This is a genomic window from Chryseobacterium tructae (assembly GCF_030409875.1).
Taxonomy (GTDB): Bacteria; Bacteroidota; Bacteroidia; order Flavobacteriales; family Weeksellaceae; genus Chryseobacterium; species Chryseobacterium tructae.
This window is the reverse complement of the sequence record NZ_JAUFQR010000003.1, coordinates 286484-304230: the sequence shown is the minus strand read 5'-3', so window position 1 is coordinate 304230 and position 17747 is coordinate 286484. Positions and strand designations below refer to the sequence as shown.

Genomic DNA, 17747 nt, shown 5'->3' with positions numbered 1-17747 from the left:
TTTAGTTTTAATAATTTGTGTATTAAAAAAAAATATTTTGAATTTAATTCATTCTAAATCAATATATCAATGTTAAAGATTTATTAAAGTAATGCCCAATCTTTGATAATACCTTAAATATTGGCTAATTTTGAAGTATAACATTAAAAATAAAGATTATGTCATTTGAATTACCAAAATTAGGATATGCATACGATGCATTAGAGCCTACGATCGATGCAAGAACTATGGAAATCCACTATACGAAGCACCACCAAGCGTATATTGACAATTTAAATAAAGCAATTGAAGGAACTGACTTAGCAGGAAAAACTATTGAAGAAATCTGCCAGACAGGAACTGATAAGCCAGCAGTAAGAAACAATGGTGGAGGGCACTTCAATCACTCTTTATTCTGGGAAATCTTAACTCCTGGTGGAAGCAATGAGCCGGTAGGAAATGTAAAAGCTGCTATCGAAAACTACGGTGGTCTTGAAAAATTCAAAAATGATTTTTCTGATGCGGCTAAAACAAGATTCGGTTCAGGATGGGCTTGGTTAGTGAAAAATGCTGACGGATCTGTTTCTGTTTCTTCTACTCCAAACCAGGATAACCCATTAATGCCTGTTGCAGACGTTAAAGGAACTCCGGTTTTAGGATTAGACGTTTGGGAGCACGCTTACTACCTAAACTACCAAAACAGAAGACCTGACTATGTTTCTGCATTCTTCTCTGTAGTAAACTGGGATAAGGTAGAAGAATTATTCAACAAATAATTTTCAACTATTATAAAAATAAAAGGTTCAGAATTTTCTGAACCTTTTTTCGTTTTGATATTTTTAAAATTTATCTTTTTATTATTTTCTGTGTGAATACCTCGTTACCTGAATTTACTTTTACAATGTAGGTATTAGAAGGTAATGAATGAATGTCAACAGCAATTTCTTCTTCTTTACTAAATGATTTTTCAAACACAATCTTACCATTGATATCATTGATTTGTACTGATCCTGAACGTACTTTATCCAGTAATACCACAAACACACCATTATTAGGATTCGGTGATATCTGAATGTTCTTTGGCTGAACTTTTTCTTTAAGTATGGATTTTGAGTTGTTAGGATCTGCATTAAGATCAATGCGATAATCCTTATCCTGTGGTCTTGCAAATTTGGCTGCAGGAGAAGAAGCGGTATTGGTATCGGCACGCAGATTATCACAATACATAAAATCATATATGGAATTGATATCGTTTTCAGCATGAAGGCCATCATTATTTCCGGCATAAGAATAAACGAGTGTAATAATGAATTTATATTGTCCTGTAGGTGGATTGGTAAGGTCTGCCTGGTTTATTGTAAATTCAAACTCGTTTGGATTAGGGAAGTTCAGCGTAGCAGATGTTGGGTAAATTGAACTCGTTGCTATGTCTAAAAGGGATATCTCAAAATCTATTATGTTTGCACCCTGAGGGATCGCATAATTTCCATGTACCTGAAGCGGGAAGCTTGTTGGTTCTTTACAGGAGCGCGTTTGGTACGCAAAATTAACATAAGCCGTATTTATTTTACAGATATCATTGCTTAGGCTGGCGATTTCAGTATTGGTTAACGTAAAATTTGTTTTATTCAGGTAAAATCTAGGAAGTAAATTGTGATCCGGATCGTCATTATATTGCTCAATATTTCCGTAGTATGTGCCTCCGCGGCTGGCTATATTTGCTGCTGCTTCCATATAGGGCGCATAATTATTTGCGTGGACTACGATAAATTTTGCATTTCTATCCTTTTTAAACTTTGTGAAGGCTGCAAATGCATTGTCTTCATGGAGTCCGTTGGGTGGGTTGAAGTTGACTAAGTAAGACCCATTGCTGAAGCTTCCGTTTGCTCTTTCTGCATCAGTGAATAAAACAATAATTAATGGCCTTTCTTTATATCTGTCCAATGATTTTTGAGGACTTACAATATCAGAATTAGGATAATGATCCAGAGCTGATCCTATTAAGTTTACAGCTTCGTGAAAATGATCCCCGTTTCCTAGTCTTCTGGAGAAAGTTTGGGCGGTTGCCAGGTCGCTGGTGAAATTGGATTCTATATAAATTCTTGGAACAGAAGGAGTCATTCCCGGAAAATCGGTTCCATAATGTACTACAGCAACTCGATTGCCACGATTGCATTTTAAAATTTGTTCCGTTAATCTCATGGTAGAGACCGTCATTTGATTGAAAGCGACGTCACTTATAGATCCACTATTGTCAAGACAGAATATCACATCACTTCCGGAGATTTGCGAATACAATGAATTGAAGGATAGTAAAATTGAAAACAAGATAAGCTTACCTATTTTTTTCATAATTCATAAATTTTAAATGTTATTAATTAATGAATTGATGTCAGCTTTATCCAGTATTAGGATTTTTGAAATGGGGGAGAATGTAGGCATAGCTGGAAAGCATGCCTTGAGCAAAGAGTTTTTCATGGTTTTAAATTTTGTTTATGGTTGTTCTTCACTGAAAAATCAAAAATCAGTGATTAAACAAATATATTAAAACCTGAATCAAAAGTTAAAAATCTTTTTAAATATTTAATGTTTTAAGTATTTATTTTTGTTTTTTATTTATTTTATGTGTTTTTGTTCTTTTATTCATGGTGTATTATCTTCTGATTTCACTTCCGGATAAGCCATTCATTCTTAATCCATATTTCCAATTTACGTAAGCGAAAACCTGATAGAGTTTATACTCAAATTTTATCCCATAATTCTCTCTGGGGTCATAATCTATCCCGGATTCTATAATGTTTCTATATTTTCCGGTACTGTAATAGCTATTCCATTCGTTGACTAAGAATATATTTTTGGTTTTCAGAAAAGACTCTGAATACTGGCTGATGGGTTTGGCTACTGCATTGAGAAAATAGTCAAACTGAGTATCTATTACGGTAAGATCCCATTCTCCGTCTTCGTTTTTAGACGGTTTCATTTCAGACTTTTCTTTATCTTTTTTAGAGCTGTTTTGCTGAGAAAGACAGCTGAAGGGGATAAAGGCAATCAGGAATATTAAAACAATATTTTTCATGACTTATATGGATATAAAAAAAGCACTCCAATAAGAGTGCCTTTCTGTATTATTTTTTAATATATTCTTTCTGAACTACGGATACCGCAGGGAAGTGGTCACTATATCCACCTGTGAATCGGTCTCCATCCCAAGAACGTAAAGGATATCCTTTCCATTGTCCTTCTTTATTTACCAAGTAAGCGGGAGCATAGATCTCAGCTTTAAAAATGGTATAAGTAGGAGTGATTTTTTCCGGAGAATAAAGATTTCTGGAAACAATGATCTGGTCAAATAAGTTGGGAGCATCTCTGTACGCAAGAGAAGCTACACCTGCCTTATATAATTTATACATTAAGTTGTAATAAGGAGTCTTATCAGATAACTCACTTGGATCACCTACAGCTGCCAAATGTTTTTTCAAACTTGGGCTTACTGGGTCGTCATTATAGTCACCCATTGAGAATAGTTTAATCCCAGGATTTTCAGCAGTAACTTTGTCCATTTCCTCTTTCAATACAGTCGCAGCTGTATTTCTTTTAGCAAGAGAAATTGCTTCACCACCTCTTCTGGATGGCCAGTGGTTCATGAAGATTCCTACTTTTTCACCATCTAATAATCCGATAGCAATCACAATATCTCTCGTGTATTCTCTTTTTCCGTTTTCATCATAGATCTTAATTTCTTTCTTATAAGAATCTAAAACAGAGAATCTCCCTTTCTGGTAAATGATAGCTACATCAATTCCCCTTGAATCATAAGAATTGAAATGTACAATTCCATAGTTGCTTCTTGCTAGAGCCGGTTGTTTGATAAGGTCTTCAATCACCTGTCTGTTTTCTACCTCAATTAATCCGACAATGGCAGGATTATCATTAGTATATTGTCTTCCAAGTTCCGAAATTACTTTCGCTTCATTGGCTAACTTCTGGTTGTAGTACTTTGTTCCCCATCTTTTTGGACTGTTGGCAGTGAAGTCTTCAGATAAAAACTGTTTTCTGATCACTTTTTTCCCAATCAAAAGATCATCACTCCATTCACCTTTGTAATCTTCTGTTGTTTCAAGATATTTAAGAGAATCTACAGGTACACTTCTGTGAAATTTAGGATTAGAACGGGGTAATGTTCCGTCAATATAATCTGCGGAAGGGATTGTGTCCCAAAGGTTTTCTACGTTCAGGAATGCGACAGCTGCTCTCTTTACCTGCCTCTGTTGTGATAAAGCAGAACCAAAGCAAAATAGGGCGGCGATGATTAAATATTTTTTCATATTCTTAGTATATTCAAAAAATTGAGGGGGTAAAATTACTAATTTTATATAAGAATAAAGATTAAAATAATCTGAGTTTAATTTAACAAATGGTTAACGTTTAGATAGAAAGTCTGAAGGAAATACATTATCGTTCATTATTTTGATATTGTTACTTGGTATTTATTATTTGTATAATGCTAAAAAATAAGCTGTTTGTTTGGGATTAAAAATATTCTATAAAGATTGTTCAGTACTTTCCTTAATATCTATTACTGTTTTTTGTGATTGATTAAAATTAGCCTATATTTTTAGGATAATTAATGGAGGTTAAGAAAAATTAATAGAATAAATAACTTAAAATGTTTGAGTTAATGAAAATAGTCCTAAATTTGTTGCCCCTTAAATAAAGAAGGAGTTAAAAATAAGTTTATTATGATTAAAAAACTATCCCTAATCTCTTTGTTTACTTTAATGCCTGCCTCTTTTTATTTTGCGCAAACTACTGTGTTTGCATATGTTAAAGATCAGGATGGTAAGCCTTTAGAGAAAGCAGAAGTAGATCTAGCACAGTCCATTGACGACACATCTGTGGATAAAATTGGATACTTCCAGTTTGTGGATTTAAAACCTGGCCACTATCTTATTACAGTGACAAAACCAAATTTTGAGTCTAAAATCTTAGAGTTTGATGTAACTGCAGATGAGAAGAAAAAAGATTTAGGTGTTATTACACTTAATTACAACTTAGGATCAGATGCAGGAGTAATAGTTATTGACGACTCGGCAAATGATACTGAGGATGGAGGTTCAGCAATGCAACCTACTGTAGGACTTTTAAGCTCAGGAAGAGATGCTTTCCAAAATGTTTCCGCTTTTGAATTGGGTGCATACTGGTTCAGACCAAGAGGAGTAGACAACAGATTTGAGGATGTACTTTTTAATGGAGTATCAATGTCTAAAAATGATGACGGGAAAGTAGATTTTAATAACTGGGGAGGTCTTAATGATGTAACAAGATATCCTTATGAAAATGTAGACAACATTACTCCTTCAGAATATACTTTTGGTAACTTAGGAGGGGCTGTGTATTATAATACAAGAGCATCCAGCTATAGAAAACAAACTTCATTAGCCTATTCATTTACTAATAGAAGTTACTTACACAGAGCAATTGCTACTTATTCTTCAGGACTTTCTAAAAATGGTTGGGCATTCACATTCTCTGCAAGTAGAAGATGGGGAGACAAAGCAATTATTGATGGGGTGTATCAGGATGCATATGCTTATTTTGCTTCTATTGAAAAGAAATTTAGTGATAGACACTCTCTTAACTTAACGGCCTTCGGTTCTCCTACATACAGGTCTTCCAATGCTCCAAACACTCAGGAAGTTTATGATCTTATGGGAAAAAACTATAACTCCTACTGGGGATGGCAAGATGGAGAAAAAAGAAACTCCAGAATCAGAAATGTGTTTGAGCCTGTGTTCATGTTAACAGATTACTTGAAAGTAGGGAAAAGCTCTAACTGGATCAATACGTTTTCTTATCAGTTTGGTAGCGATGCAAGAAGTAGATTAGACTGGTTCCATGCAGCTGATCCAAACCCAACGTATTACAGAAAATTACCAAGCTACGGTCTTTTGACTGCTGATGAATTCAGACAACAGTCTCAGATCGATTGGAATTATTTATATAACACAAACCGTATTAACAAGTTTGAAATGGATGGGGTAACTCCTAGAGGAGCATCTTATACATTGATCGATGATGTTAATAAAGATAAAACTTTCAACTGGTCATCACACTTTGATACAAAGTTGAAAGATAACTGGAAGTTGAATATTAATTTCAATTATCAGAATCTTAAGTCAGATAACTTTAGAAGAATTAATGATTTATTAGGAGCAAACTATGCTAATAACCTTAATCCTTTCAACAATGATGTAAGATACAACCTTGATGATGCGAATACACAGGTAAGAGTAGGAGATAGAACTCAATATTCTTATCAATTAACCAGAAACCACTATTCATTAAACGTTTCTACTGAAATTGATTTCAAAAAATGGAATGTAGTGGCCTCTGTATTTGCTTCACAGTCTGAATCTTACAGAAATGGAGATTATAGAAGCGGAATTGCACAGTTTACAAATAATTCTAAAGGGAAAAGTGCAGTATACAATGCTTTAGATGCAGGTATTAAAGGTAAAATTACCTATAAAATCAACGGTAAAAACTTTATTGTATATAACGGTGCTTTCTTCAGTCTAGCCCCTACCCTTAATGAAATCTATATCAACCCTAGAGTTTCCGATTTCCTAACACCAGGTGTTAAAAATCAAGTTATCAACTCGAATGATATTAGCTATATCATGAGAGGTCAGATCTTGAAATTAAGATTATCAGGATACTACACTACAATCAGTAATTCTACTGAATTAGCAAGATATTATGCGGCTGTTTCTACAGACACAGGATCATATAACACATTGATCAATGAGGCTATGAGCGGTGCTGATAAGAGATATCTTGGTGCTGAATTAGGATTTGATGTAAAAATTACACCTACTATTAACGCGGTAGGGGTAGCAAGTGTTGGTGAATACAAATTTACAAACACTCCGCAAGTATATTCAGTTGATGACCTTAATGGTTTCAGAAGCTATGGCGCTGCTAATATTAAAGATTATAAAGTAGCAGGTACACCACAGAAAGCATTCTCTTTAGGATTAAAGTATAATTCACCTAAATACTGGTGGGTAGGAGCTTCTGCTAACTATCTGATGGATCAGTATCTGGATTTCTCAGCACTTAACAAAACAGCTACATTGTATACAATTCCAGATTCAGGAGGTCTTATTTATGATGGAGCTACACCGGAAGTTATTCAGCAGCTTACTGCTCAGAAGAAATTTGATGACCAATTTATGCTGAATGCTAACGCTGGTAAATCTTTCCAATTTGGAAAATACAGAGTTGGAGTAAGTATTTCTGTGAATAACATCTTAAATAACAGAAATTATGTGACAGGAGGATTTGAACAAGGGAGAGCAGCTAACTTTACAGATGCACTTGCAGAATCCCAAAGAGCAATTCCTTATTTCGGACCAAAACTTTGGTATGATAGAGGAAGAACTTTCTTTACTAACGTTTATTTAAGATTCTAATAAGACTACAATGAAAAAATATAATTCAATTTTAAAATATATTTTTATCACAGCCGCTTCCCTATGGATCACTGTAGGATGTGTACATGATGATAAATATGATGAGCCTAATCTTGACGGCTATCAGTGTGTCGCTGATTTTCAGGCGAATGTAACATTAAGCGAACTGAAAAAGAAGTTTACTGTAAATAACCCTACAGGTGCTGCTTATGTATTTCCTGAAGATAAACCCAATGATACAAGCGATGATTTGTATATTGAGGGATATGTTTCTTCTACAGATGAAACGGGAAATATCTATAAGACAATCTATATCCAGGATGCATTAAAAAATCCTACTCATGGTTTTACAATCAGTGTAGATATGGTAAGTTCTTATACAAGATTTCCACAAGGATCTAAAATATATGTAAAGCTTAATGGCCTTGCAGTGGGTACTTACGGAGGTGTAGTTCAGCTTGGGGTAAAAACAGGAGCAGAATCAGCAATCAATGGAGTATCCAGAATTCCTGAGAAATTAGCGCCTAAAGTAATTTCAAGATCTTGTACTACAAGAGGTGAAATTATTCCAAGAGTAATCACTTTAGCTGATCTTAAAAATAATGAAGACCTAATCGGATGTCTTGTTCAGTTGGATAAAGTAGAATTTGATGGTAAATCACTATGTTCAAATTTTGCTCCTAATGGACAAACTGTAGATAAAGTAATCGGACAAGGATGGGTTGAATCATCAAGCTCTTATGTTACGACTGCAGTAGTAAGAACAGTGGATATTCTTCATTTGCAAATCAATATATTCCTGCAGGAAATGGAACATTTAAAGGGATCTTCAGTAAATTCCAGTCAGGAGCTAACACAACATACCAATTCTATATCAACAAAGTAAATGACCTTGATATGGAAGGGAAAAGTGCAGATGGTATTGACCACCATTTCCCGCGTCTTGATAAAGTTCAGGAAAACCCTTGTAGATTCAGCAATGCAAATCTTACCGCTAAAACAGTTTCTGATATCAAGCAACTTGCTGGTGGATTAGCTCCAAACGGTTTGGTACAGATTACAGGAGATTTCTATCTGAAAGCTCAGATTACTGCAAACGATGAAGCTGGAAACTTATTCAAATATGTATATGTAGAAGATGCTACAGGAGGTATTAAATTAAATATCAATAAAACAGACTTATTCCAGGACGCTAGATTTAAAGTAGGAAAAGATCTTAATATTAAATTGAAAGGATTATACATCAGAAATGTAGCAGGTGAATTACAGCTAGGTTCTAATGATGGAACATCTGCGATTGGATATAGAATTAAGGAAGAAGACGTATACAAATATTTATATGACTCTAATGAGCCTGCAAGAGCAGTAGTAGCTTCTGAAAGAACAATTTCTCAGTTAACTGCTGGAGATGTGGGAAGATGGATCAAAATTAAAGATCTTGAATTCGTTAACGGAGACTTAGGGAAAACGTATGCGGATGGTTCAGCACTTTCAAACAGAACTTTAGAAGACTGTTCAGGAAAGACCATTACTTTAAGAACAAGTGGACGTGCTATTTTCGCTACGAAGCCAGCAAGTGCAATTGAAGTAGCAGGAGGTAAAGGAGATGTATATGCTATTTTAAGTGTATTTAATGGGACTTACCAATTATGGTTTACTAAGCTTCCGGATCTTCAATTAACGAATCCTAGATGTGATGGAAGTATTTATACACCGCTTCCGGTTCTTTATAAAGATGATTTTGTAGCAGGTGGATTCAGTTCAGACTGGACAGTAGTTAATAAAGTAGGACCAAACCAATTCTGGGGAACTTCTAACCAAGGAAATGGGACCAACTATTATGCAATGATGAATGGTAATGCAGGAGGTGCAGGGAATAACTTTGCTAACGAAGACTGGTTGATTTCTAAAGCTGTAAATTTAGCAGGGAAATCTAAAGCGATCGTAACATTTACTACAGATGTAAGATATGCAGGAAATGCTTTACAGGTATTCGCTACAGATAACTATACAAATGATGTAGCAACTACTACCTGGACTCAGCTTCCGGCAACTCTTGATACAAATGCCAATGCATTTGGAGATTGGGTAAGTTCTGGAAATGTAGATCTAAGTGCTTTCTTAGGTAAAAACGTAAGAATTGCATTTAAATATACTTCTACAACAGCAGCAGCTGCAACATGGGAAGTAGATGACTTCAAAATTAAAGGGCAATAATTATTGTTTCTATATATAGTAAAAGCCAGCTCGAAAGAGCTGGCTTTTTTTGTGGGGTAATTATTTACAATTCTTTGTATTTTAGTACTTGTCAGTTCACATGATATTTAATAAAAAATAATATGATACAGATTGAAAAACTGAAGGAGGTTATCAATCATTACTATCCTATAGTAGTAACGGATATTACTTCGATGGAACCCGGTTGGGCAGCACTAGCTTATAAAGTGTATGCAGATGACGGAAAAATGTTTTTCTTAAAAGTATATGATAAAAATAGAAGCTCTATTGCCTCTATTTTGGATAGGGTACCTGTCTATTTATTTTTTATAGGTTGGCTCAATTCGGATGCATTTCTAGAAGGAAAAATTTCAAAATTGGTTAATACAAAGGATGATCATATTAAGGTAGAAGATGAAAACTATCTCTATATTATAATGGAGTACATAGAAGGATATACGGTAGGGGAGCGAAATCTTACTCAGGAGCAAATTAAAGAACTTGCTGAAATCATAGGACGATTACATACAATAGTTCCACCAAATCTCCGTACATGGAGTCAATTACTGAAAGATTTGAATATTCCTGGCTGAATACATTTAGATTCTCTCTAACAACTCAATTTAGATTGCTGAACCAGGACATCCAGAACATTGTGGAACCGTATCTTGTAAGTTTGATTGACCAAATTGAGGAATTGGAACACCAAGGTGAGCCGCTTTCTAAATCTGAGTTCTCATTCGTATTTTGCCATACAGACATTCACAACTGGAATATCATTGCAAATGAAAGCAATATTTATCTGATAGATTGGGAAGGAATAAAGTATGCTCCAGCTGAAGCAGATCTTTTTGGACTTTACAATGAGTCTTACTTTTCTGAGTTCTTGAAATATTATCAAAAAATACATCCGTCCTATCAAATGAATATGGAACTTCTTAGGTATTATATGATAAGTAGACATATGACGGATCTTTGGGAGGGAATAGAACAGTTGCAATTCGATACATTATCATCTGATGAATATAATCAACAGTTAGAAGGATTGAAGGATGTATGCGAAGAAAATGCAGCATTTATCAACAGTGTCCAATAAGCTGTTTAAAAAAACAAAAACCACCGCAAAAGCGGTGGTTTTATATTAAAATTTGTTTTGTCTAAAAGGAAACCTCGTTCACTTCTTTTCCTCTTTGAAAGTTCATCATTTTCTGACTTCCTTTATACCCTATACTAACCAGGTTAATTTGCTTAGGAAAAGCGCTTAAAAGTATCGTATTTTTAATCTTTAAGGTCGTAATATCTGAAACCCCTCCGGTCTCAAAATATACCCATACAGTTTCTCCGCTGATCTGACTTCCTGTGAAGGTAATTGTTTTGGGAGCACCATTGACAAATACATCAAAATTATTGTTCACATATTTTTTCACTTCTGCTTCAAATCCTGCTGTGTTAGGATTGATCTTAATTGCATCAGAGATATGGCTTGTATTCATTTTTGTGGTAAACTTCAATGTCTTGCTTCCATCAATATAATCCACTTTGGTCATTGAAGAGAAAAAGTCTACATACATAAAACTCATTAACACAAAAAATGTTAAAATTCCTGATATATATAAAAGTTTTTTCATCTTAATTAATAGATTTACAATCATTCTTGCTAGTTATAGTTCACAAATAATATGCCAATTAAAAATTTACATTCACAGAATATTTATCATAAAACGCTTTAATGTGTGCTACTGCCTCGTCAGCAGTGTCTACCACACGATAAAGATCAAGATCATCTTCTGCAATCATTACTTCTTTTACTAAAGTAGCCTTGAACCAGTCAAGCAATCCACCCCAGAAATCACTTCCTACCAATACGATTGGAAATTTACCAATTTTATTAGTTTGAATCAAAGTTAAAGCTTCTGTCAGTTCATCCAATGTTCCGAAACCACCCGGCATTACCACAAAGCCTTGAGAATATTTTACAAACATTACTTTTCTCACGAAAAAGTAATCGAAGTTCATCGAATAGGATTTATTGATATATGGGTTGAAATGTTGTTCAAAAGGAAGGTCAATATTTAATCCAATTGATTTTCCTTTAGCATTGAAAGCTCCTTTATTTCCAGCTTCCATAATTCCAGGGCCACCACCGGTAATGATTCCAAAACCTAGTTTTGTGATTTTCTCAGCAATTTCAACGGCCATTTCATAATATTTATCCTCCGGCTTCAAACGTGCTGAACCAAATATAGATACACATGGGCCTATTTTTGCCAGTTTTTCGTAGCCATCTACAAATTCAGCCATGATCTTGAAGACCATCCAGCTGTCTTTAGTGATCGTTTCATCCCATGTTTTCTGTCTGAAACTATTATGCAGTTTTGTCTCGTTGCTATCAAATTCCGGGTTTACTAAGCTTTCATCCCTAATTCCATCCATTTCCATTTGCAAAATTATTTAAAATGTTTTTCGGCTTCTATTACGGATGCTGGTCTTCCAACATCTATAAGAATACTGTCATGCAAAAAGCCATGTATGTGCTCAGTCTGCATTAGATCCAGATATTCCTCCATAACAGAGAATTTGCCTTTCCTTTTTATTTTTTCAAAGATAACAGGATTGATACAGTGAACTCCACTGAAGGCAAGAGCTTTAAACCCTTTGTTGAACTCGGCAAGCCTTTGCTCTCCTGTTTGTACATTCAACCAACCTCTTAATACCATGTCATCATTGAAAAGTAGTTTTCTCGAACTTTCACGATCCGATATTGCTAAAGTAGCAAAATCTTTTATTTTTTTGTGGTATTCTACCAATGCATTGATATTTAGATCGGTTAAAATATCGGCATTTAAAATTAAAAAATCTTCTCCATGATCAAGGAATCTTCTGGCAAAAATCAAGCCGCCCCCGGTTTCCAATAGTTCATTGGTTTCATCGGAGATTTCAATCTTACAGCCGAAGTTATCATTTTTATTTAAAAAATCAACAATTTGATCCCCAAAATGATGAATATTAATCACAAAATCTTTTATTCCATATCCTTTTAGATAATTGATATTTCTTTCTAAAAGGGGAATGCCATTCACCTTTGCCAAAGCTTTAGGGTGATGATCTGTAAATGGCTTAAGCCTGGTGCCTTTTCCGGCGGCAAAAATAAGAGCCTTCATATGGTATGAGTGATAGATAATGAGTAATATAATACCTGTAAGCAAGTATTACTAAGGGTTCACTACTGATTACTACTGTTCAGTTGTGGTTGCTCGTCATGGTGGATCGTTACTTCCGTTCCGTTCGGATATTTTTCTTTGATGAACTCAGCAATTTTTATGGCAGAATATACAGATCTGTGTTGCCCGCCAGTACATCCGAAATTAACCTGAAGATTTTCAAATCCTCTTTCCAGATAATCCTCAATATTGATAGAAATGATTGATTTTATCAGTTCTAAGAATTTAGGCATTTCAGTTTTTGTTTCAAGATATTCCTGAACTCCAATGTCGTTTCCTGTTTGACTTTTATATTCTTCAATTCTTCCGGGATTTAATATTCCTCTGCAATCAAAGGCAAATCCGCCTCCGTTTCCTGAGTTATCTTTTGGAATCCCTCCTTTCTTGTATGAAAAACTGTGTATGTCGATGTGTAGCATTTTATTCTTTATTTTACTATTTTGGATGGAACCATTAAGGGAGCTTAATGGTTTAAATTTAATATTTCTTTAATCTTCTCTTGTGTATTAGAAGAGCTTAACTGCTCTATAACTTTTTTAAGTTCCGGATAATTATGCATGTCTTCCCAGGAAGAAGCAAATTGCGAGATATTTTGGATTCCTTTTTCAAGGCTTGCCATAAAATGTTGTTTTCTTTGAATTAATCCTCTGAAGCCGTATGCTCCCAGTACTTGAAGGAATCTCATCATTTGAATTGGTTTAACCGATTCTTTTAGTTGATTTTGGGTTCTTTGATCTTCAGAGAGTTGGATGTAGAAGTCTAGCATTTCAGATTTGAAATTTTCAGGAAAATCTGCCTTGGCCTGAAATAAGAATGAAATGACATCATACATCAGTGGGCCTCTCATTGCTGATTGATAATCGATGAATGAAACTTCATCTTTTTCGTTCACCATAATATTTCTTGCCTGAAAATCCCGAATCATGATTCCTTTGGGTTCAAGAGTTTCTACTAATGCTACAATTTTTTTAAACTCTTTCAGTAGAGTAGATTTATTATACTCTAGCTCCAGAACATCCGCTACGAAATTTTTAAAATAATAAAGATCATGAATGATAGGAAGTTCATCATAACTTTCATATTCAAACGTTTTGGAAAAATCAATGTTTCCTTGGGTTTGAGTTTGTAGTGTGAAAAGCTTTTTGAGTGTCTGCTGTACCAATGATTGTACACGGGATGATAAATGCTCCTCTGTAATCACCTCTGACAAAGTTTGTTCTCCTAAAAACTCCTGAATGTACATTTTCCTGTCGTCTGAAATCGCAAGAATAGCCGGTGTATTCAGGTTCAGTTCAGAAAAGACTTTGGAATAGTAAAGAAAACTTTCATTTTCTGGGGTATTCTCGTTATAAGTGATGATGTATTTGTCAGTATTGGTTATGGCCAAAAAATTGACCCTTGCAGAACCGCTTTGAGCTAATGTGATGAATTCAGTGGATTTTTTACCAAGATGGTTTTCAAAAAATCGTTTTGCGTTTTCAGAAGTCATAATAATAAGTAAACAAATATAGCAATTTAAGGTGAGTTGGAAATAGATCGCAGGTTTTGTTTTAAGGGTAAGAAAAAAAGGCTTGAACTTAAAGGTTTCAGAGAGAAAAATTATATTTTTTCACTGATTGGTGGCATTTTGTCTGTTTGTATTGAGCTTTCAGCTTTGTTACTTTAACTTTCTTAGTTCTGGTTCAGGTTATTACAGTCTAATTTTTATCTTTGTAGTATGTTAAAGGATTTTAAGCCTGTGCTAGGTATTTTACTTCGCTTCATCATTGTTTATCTGGTGTTGCTTTTTGCCTATCAATTTTATTTGAATGCAAGTAAGGATTCTGGTCTGGATCCTTTTTCAAGAATTATTGCCAATCAGGTGAGTGCTTTACAAAATGTAATAGGTTATCCATCCCAGCTTTATAATGATATAAATAATGAACAGGTTTGGTTCTATGTCAAAAAGCAATATGTAACGAGAATGGTGGAAGGATGCAATGCTATTTCTGTGATGATTCTCTTCGTATCTTTTGTTTTTGCATTTTATAAGGGTATCAAAACTTTTGCTTTCGTGGGAGTAGGCTTGGTTTTACTTTATATAATGAACCTTTTGCGGATTGTAGGGCTGAATGTTGTGATGGCTGAGCATAAGGAATATGGTAAAATGTTTCATGATTTTGTCTTCCCGGCAGCTATTTATGGTAGTGTCGTTTTACTTTGGTTAGTCTGGATTAAATTCTTTGCTTTAAAACATGAAAATTCTTAATTGGCTTCTCGTTATTTTAGGAATCGGTGGTCTGATAGGAATCAGAGTGCTGGAAGATCAACTATTTTATGATCCGTTTCTGAACTATTTTCATGAGGCCAATAAAAATATTGCCTTTCCTGTATTTGAATGGGGACAATTAATAGGAGGAAATATATTCAGGTTTGTTCTTAATTTATTTTTTTCCTGCCTGATTATTCAAGGATTATTTAAAAATAAGCAATGGACTATTCAGGGTGCCTTGATGATGGTCATTGTCTTTGCGATTTCTTTTCCCATCTATCTCTACTGTATTTACGATACATTTGAAATAGGATACCTTTTTTCTTTTTATATGCGGAGGTTTGTCATTCAGCCTGTAATTATCCTTTTGATTGTTCCTATGTTTTATTATAGAAAACAAATGGATAAGGGGTAAAAAACAAGGTCGGAAAGAGAACAAGAGTATATTGTGTATTGGTGTATTCGCTTTCTAAGTCTTCTCTGATTTATATATTTTTCTTTGTTATTCTATGGTATGCTTTTCTACGCGAGTTATATTTTCGGCTGTCCATTCTACTTTTTTTACAAAGTCTTTTTGGCGAACGGGACAGTTTTCAATCTGACATACAGGACATGAAATAGGTTTACAGTCATCCATATGGAAATTAAATTCAATACTTCGTTTGATATTGTTGGCCAAAAGAATAATAACTTTTTCCATCTCATTATGAGCATCACGAAGATCATAATACCAAGGTAGGGTGATATGGGCATCGATATGCAATGAAGCTCCAAACTGTTGTATTTTCATGTTATGAACATCAATCCATTCTGTATGTCTGTTTTCTTCAAGGATTTTGATCACTTGATGTAAAATTTCCGGATCCTGTTCGTCCATAATACCACTCAATGATTTCCGAACGATTTTATAGCCTACAAAGATGATGTAAAGCCCGAACGTTAAAGCTACTACGGAATCCAGCCAGTAGATCTTTGTAAAGTAGACAATAATTAAACTGGCTACTACTCCGAGGGTTGTGACTGTATCAGACTGAAGATGTTTTCCTGAAGAAATAAGAACCAGAGAGTTTTCTCTTTGGCCTTTTTTTATGGAAATATAACCCAGCAGATAATTGATAACAGCAGTAGCAGCAATAATCCAGATTCCCAAATCAATTTTGCTTAGGGTTTTTCCAACAATAAGGCTGTAAATACCCTCATAAATGATCATAAGACCTGCGATGGCAATCAAGGCTCCTTCGATACCGGAAGTAACGAATTCTACCTTTCCATGGCCGTAAGGATGATCTTCATCTTTAGGTTTTGCTGCAAGATGGAGTGAATATAATCCCATAAATGCACTGATAACATTTACAATGCTTTCCATGGCATCGGAGAATACTGCATCAGAATTAGTAAGCTTCCATGCAATGATCTTTCCAATGAAAAGAATAATTCCAAATATGGCAATGATTTTCTGGAATCCTATTTTTTCTTTGTGGGTATTCTTCTGGGTACTCATACTATGTTTGATAAAAAAAAGAATCTCAATTCTGAGACTCTTTTTTATTTTGTTAGTTTATACTAAGTTGTTTGCTACAAGGTATTCTGCGATTTGTACAGCGTTTGTTGCTGCTCCTTTCCTCAGATTGTCTGCTACGATCCAAAGGTTGAGCGTTTTCGGCTGTGACAGGTCTCGTCTGATTCTTCCTACAAAGACTTCGTCTTTTCCTTCTGAATATAATGGCATCGGGTATTGGTTGTTTTTCACATCGTCCATTACGATGACTCCAGGAGTTTCAGATAATATCTTTCTTACTTCATCCAACTCAAATTCATTTTCAAATTCAATGTTTACACTTTCTGAGTGTCCACCCTGAACCGGAACTCTTACTGCAGTTGCTGTTAAATTGAATGTATCGTCACCCAAAATTTTCTTAGGCTCTTTCATCAATTTAATTTCTTCTTTAGTATAATCGTCTTCAGCAAACACATCACAGTGTGGCAATGCATTTTTGAAAATCTGATATGGATATACTTTAGCAGCAGAATCATCACCGTTGATTTCTCCGTTTAATTGGTCAACAGCTGCTTTACCTGTTCCTGTTACAGATTGGTATGTAGAAACAATTACTCTTTTTAAATCATATTTTTTGTTCAAAGGCCCTAAAACCATCACCAATTGAATGGTAGAACAATTTGGATTTGCGATGATCTTGTCTTCTTTAGTCAGTACATCTGCATTAATTTCAGGAACGACTAATTTTTTATCAGGATCCATTCTCCACGCTGAAGAGTTGTCAATTACTGTTACTCCAGCCTCTGCAAATAGAGGAGCAAATTCAAGAGAAGTAGAACCTCCGGCAGAAAAGATGGCAATATCCGGTTTGGCAGCTATAGCGTCCTTCATGCTTACAATCGTAAATTCCTTCTGTTTATACTTCACCTTTTTACCTACAGATTTTTCGGAAGCTACCGGAATTAATTCTGTTACAGGGAAGTTCCTTTCTTCCAAAACTTTAAGCATAACTTGTCCAACCATTCCTGTTGAACCTACTACAGCTACTTTCATTGATTTAATTAAAAATTTTAAGATTAAACTATTTAGAAATTATAATGCATATA

Annotated in this window: 18 protein-coding genes; 8 read left to right on the top strand and 10 right to left on the bottom strand. The window is 34.7% G+C overall.

Annotated elements, in window-relative coordinates:
- Positions 1–158 precede the first annotated feature (158 nt).
- A complete protein-coding gene (locus QWZ06_RS25105; protein WP_129057865.1) occupies positions 159–755 on the top strand; it encodes a superoxide dismutase in 597 nt (198 codons plus the stop codon).
- Positions 756–825: 70 nt separating this feature from the next.
- Here the strand turns inward: QWZ06_RS25105 and QWZ06_RS25100 are convergent, their stop codons facing one another.
- From QWZ06_RS25100 to QWZ06_RS25090, 3 genes are all read right to left on the bottom strand, one after another.
- On the bottom strand, positions 826–2331 hold the full coding sequence (locus tag QWZ06_RS25100) for a T9SS type A sorting domain-containing protein (RefSeq protein ID WP_290301865.1): 1506 nt from the start codon (positions 2329–2331) through the stop codon (positions 826–828).
- A 301-nt stretch (positions 2332–2632) separates the two neighbouring features.
- Positions 2633–3055, bottom strand: coding sequence for a DUF6146 family protein (locus QWZ06_RS25095; RefSeq protein ID WP_290301864.1), 423 nt, complete (start codon positions 3053–3055; stop codon positions 2633–2635).
- A 49-nt stretch (positions 3056–3104) separates the two neighbouring features.
- Positions 3105–4304: an endonuclease/exonuclease/phosphatase family protein gene (locus tag QWZ06_RS25090; RefSeq protein WP_290301863.1), complete on the bottom strand. Its 1200-nt coding sequence runs from the start codon at positions 4302–4304 to the stop codon at positions 3105–3107.
- 414 nt (positions 4305–4718) lie between these two features.
- On the opposite strand from QWZ06_RS25090, the gene QWZ06_RS25085 reads away from it, so the two are divergent.
- From QWZ06_RS25085 to QWZ06_RS25065, 5 genes are all read left to right on the top strand, one after another.
- Positions 4719–7454, top strand: a complete 2736-nt coding sequence (locus tag QWZ06_RS25085; protein WP_290301862.1) for a carboxypeptidase-like regulatory domain-containing protein — start codon at positions 4719–4721, stop codon at positions 7452–7454.
- A gap of 10 nt (positions 7455–7464) precedes the next feature.
- On the top strand, positions 7465–8340 hold the full coding sequence (locus tag QWZ06_RS25080; RefSeq protein ID WP_290301861.1) for a DUF5689 domain-containing protein: 876 nt from the start codon (positions 7465–7467) through the stop codon (positions 8338–8340).
- Positions 8250–9671: a DUF5689 domain-containing protein gene (locus tag QWZ06_RS25075; RefSeq protein WP_290302381.1), complete on the top strand. Its 1422-nt coding sequence runs from the start codon at positions 8250–8252 to the stop codon at positions 9669–9671. Before QWZ06_RS25080 ends, QWZ06_RS25075 begins: the two co-directional genes overlap by 91 nt.
- Positions 9672–9793: 122 nt before the next feature.
- Positions 9794–10264 carry an aminoglycoside phosphotransferase/kinase family protein gene (locus QWZ06_RS25070; protein ID WP_290301860.1) on the top strand — a complete coding sequence of 157 codons (471 nt, stop codon included), beginning with the start codon at positions 9794–9796 and terminating at the stop codon, positions 10262–10264.
- Entirely contained in the window at positions 10225–10767 is a 543-nt protein-coding gene (locus QWZ06_RS25065) for a phosphotransferase family protein (protein ID WP_290301858.1), read from the top strand. Before QWZ06_RS25070 ends, QWZ06_RS25065 begins: the two co-directional genes overlap by 40 nt.
- A gap of 61 nt (positions 10768–10828) precedes the next feature.
- Here QWZ06_RS25065 and QWZ06_RS25060 read toward each other — a convergent pair whose 3' ends face one another.
- From QWZ06_RS25060 to QWZ06_RS25040, 5 genes are all read right to left on the bottom strand, one after another.
- Positions 10829–11299: a DUF6702 family protein gene (locus QWZ06_RS25060; RefSeq protein WP_228452174.1), complete on the bottom strand. Its 471-nt coding sequence runs from the start codon at positions 11297–11299 to the stop codon at positions 10829–10831.
- A 58-nt stretch (positions 11300–11357) separates the two neighbouring features.
- Positions 11358–12110, bottom strand: a complete 753-nt coding sequence (locus QWZ06_RS25055; protein WP_290301857.1) for an LOG family protein — start codon at positions 12108–12110, stop codon at positions 11358–11360.
- Positions 12111–12118: 8 nt separating this feature from the next.
- Positions 12119–12832, bottom strand: a complete 714-nt coding sequence (locus QWZ06_RS25050; protein ID WP_290301856.1) for a nucleotidyltransferase family protein — start codon at positions 12830–12832, stop codon at positions 12119–12121.
- 62 nt (positions 12833–12894) lie between these two features.
- On the bottom strand, positions 12895–13311 hold the full coding sequence (locus QWZ06_RS25045; protein WP_290301855.1) for a RapZ C-terminal domain-containing protein: 417 nt from the start codon (positions 13309–13311) through the stop codon (positions 12895–12897).
- Between the two features lie 44 nt (positions 13312–13355).
- Positions 13356–14381 (bottom strand): aminoglycoside phosphotransferase family protein, encoded by a 1026-nt coding sequence (locus tag QWZ06_RS25040; protein ID WP_290301854.1) that lies wholly within the window; start codon positions 14379–14381, stop codon positions 13356–13358.
- A gap of 228 nt (positions 14382–14609) precedes the next feature.
- On the opposite strand from QWZ06_RS25040, the gene xrtF reads away from it, so the two are divergent.
- Together xrtF and QWZ06_RS25030 are read left to right on the top strand one after the other, a co-directional pair.
- Complete coding sequence (xrtF, locus tag QWZ06_RS25035; protein WP_290301853.1) at positions 14610–15140, top strand: exosortase family protein XrtF; 531 nt, start codon at positions 14610–14612, stop codon at positions 15138–15140.
- Complete coding sequence (locus QWZ06_RS25030; protein ID WP_290301852.1) at positions 15127–15558, top strand: exosortase F system-associated membrane protein; 432 nt, start codon at positions 15127–15129, stop codon at positions 15556–15558. Before xrtF ends, QWZ06_RS25030 begins: the two co-directional genes overlap by 14 nt.
- A gap of 87 nt (positions 15559–15645) precedes the next feature.
- Here the strand turns inward: QWZ06_RS25030 and QWZ06_RS25025 are convergent, their stop codons facing one another.
- Entirely contained in the window at positions 15646–16644 is a 999-nt protein-coding gene (locus QWZ06_RS25025; RefSeq protein WP_290301851.1) for a cation diffusion facilitator family transporter, read from the bottom strand.
- A 57-nt stretch (positions 16645–16701) separates the two neighbouring features.
- Positions 16702–17694 carry an aspartate-semialdehyde dehydrogenase gene (locus QWZ06_RS25020; protein WP_290301850.1) on the bottom strand — a complete coding sequence of 331 codons (993 nt, stop codon included), beginning with the start codon at positions 17692–17694 and terminating at the stop codon, positions 16702–16704.
- Between the last annotated feature and the right edge of the window lie 53 nt (positions 17695–17747).

Bases quoted from the DNA above. Each gene is read 5' to 3' on its own strand.
- QWZ06_RS25105 (WP_129057865.1), top strand. From the start codon at position 159: ATGTCATTTGAATTACCAAAATTAGGATATGCATACGATGCATTAGAG.
- QWZ06_RS25100 (WP_290301865.1), bottom strand. From the start codon at position 2,331: ATGAAAAAAATAGGTAAGCTTATCTTGTTTTCAATTTTACTATCCTTC.
- QWZ06_RS25095 (WP_290301864.1), bottom strand. From the start codon at position 3,055: ATGAAAAATATTGTTTTAATATTCCTGATTGCCTTTATCCCCTTCAGC.
- QWZ06_RS25090 (WP_290301863.1), bottom strand. From the start codon at position 4,304: ATGAAAAAATATTTAATCATCGCCGCCCTATTTTGCTTTGGTTCTGCT.
- QWZ06_RS25085 (WP_290301862.1), top strand. From the start codon at position 4,719: ATGATTAAAAAACTATCCCTAATCTCTTTGTTTACTTTAATGCCTGCC.
- QWZ06_RS25080 (WP_290301861.1), top strand. From the start codon at position 7,465: ATGAAAAAATATAATTCAATTTTAAAATATATTTTTATCACAGCCGCT.
- QWZ06_RS25070 (WP_290301860.1), top strand. From the start codon at position 9,794: ATGATACAGATTGAAAAACTGAAGGAGGTTATCAATCATTACTATCCT.
- QWZ06_RS25065 (WP_290301858.1), top strand. From the start codon at position 10,225: ATGGAGTCAATTACTGAAAGATTTGAATATTCCTGGCTGAATACATTT.
- QWZ06_RS25060 (WP_228452174.1), bottom strand. From the start codon at position 11,299: ATGAAAAAACTTTTATATATATCAGGAATTTTAACATTTTTTGTGTTA.
- QWZ06_RS25055 (WP_290301857.1), bottom strand. From the start codon at position 12,110: ATGGAAATGGATGGAATTAGGGATGAAAGCTTAGTAAACCCGGAATTT.
- QWZ06_RS25050 (WP_290301856.1), bottom strand. From the start codon at position 12,832: ATGAAGGCTCTTATTTTTGCCGCCGGAAAAGGCACCAGGCTTAAGCCA.
- QWZ06_RS25045 (WP_290301855.1), bottom strand. From the start codon at position 13,311: ATGCTACACATCGACATACACAGTTTTTCATACAAGAAAGGAGGGATT.
- QWZ06_RS25040 (WP_290301854.1), bottom strand. From the start codon at position 14,381: ATGACTTCTGAAAACGCAAAACGATTTTTTGAAAACCATCTTGGTAAA.
- xrtF (WP_290301853.1), top strand. From the start codon at position 14,610: ATGTTAAAGGATTTTAAGCCTGTGCTAGGTATTTTACTTCGCTTCATC.
- QWZ06_RS25030 (WP_290301852.1), top strand. From the start codon at position 15,127: ATGAAAATTCTTAATTGGCTTCTCGTTATTTTAGGAATCGGTGGTCTG.
- QWZ06_RS25025 (WP_290301851.1), bottom strand. From the start codon at position 16,644: ATGAGTACCCAGAAGAATACCCACAAAGAAAAAATAGGATTCCAGAAA.
- QWZ06_RS25020 (WP_290301850.1), bottom strand. From the start codon at position 17,694: ATGAAAGTAGCTGTAGTAGGTTCAACAGGAATGGTTGGACAAGTTATG.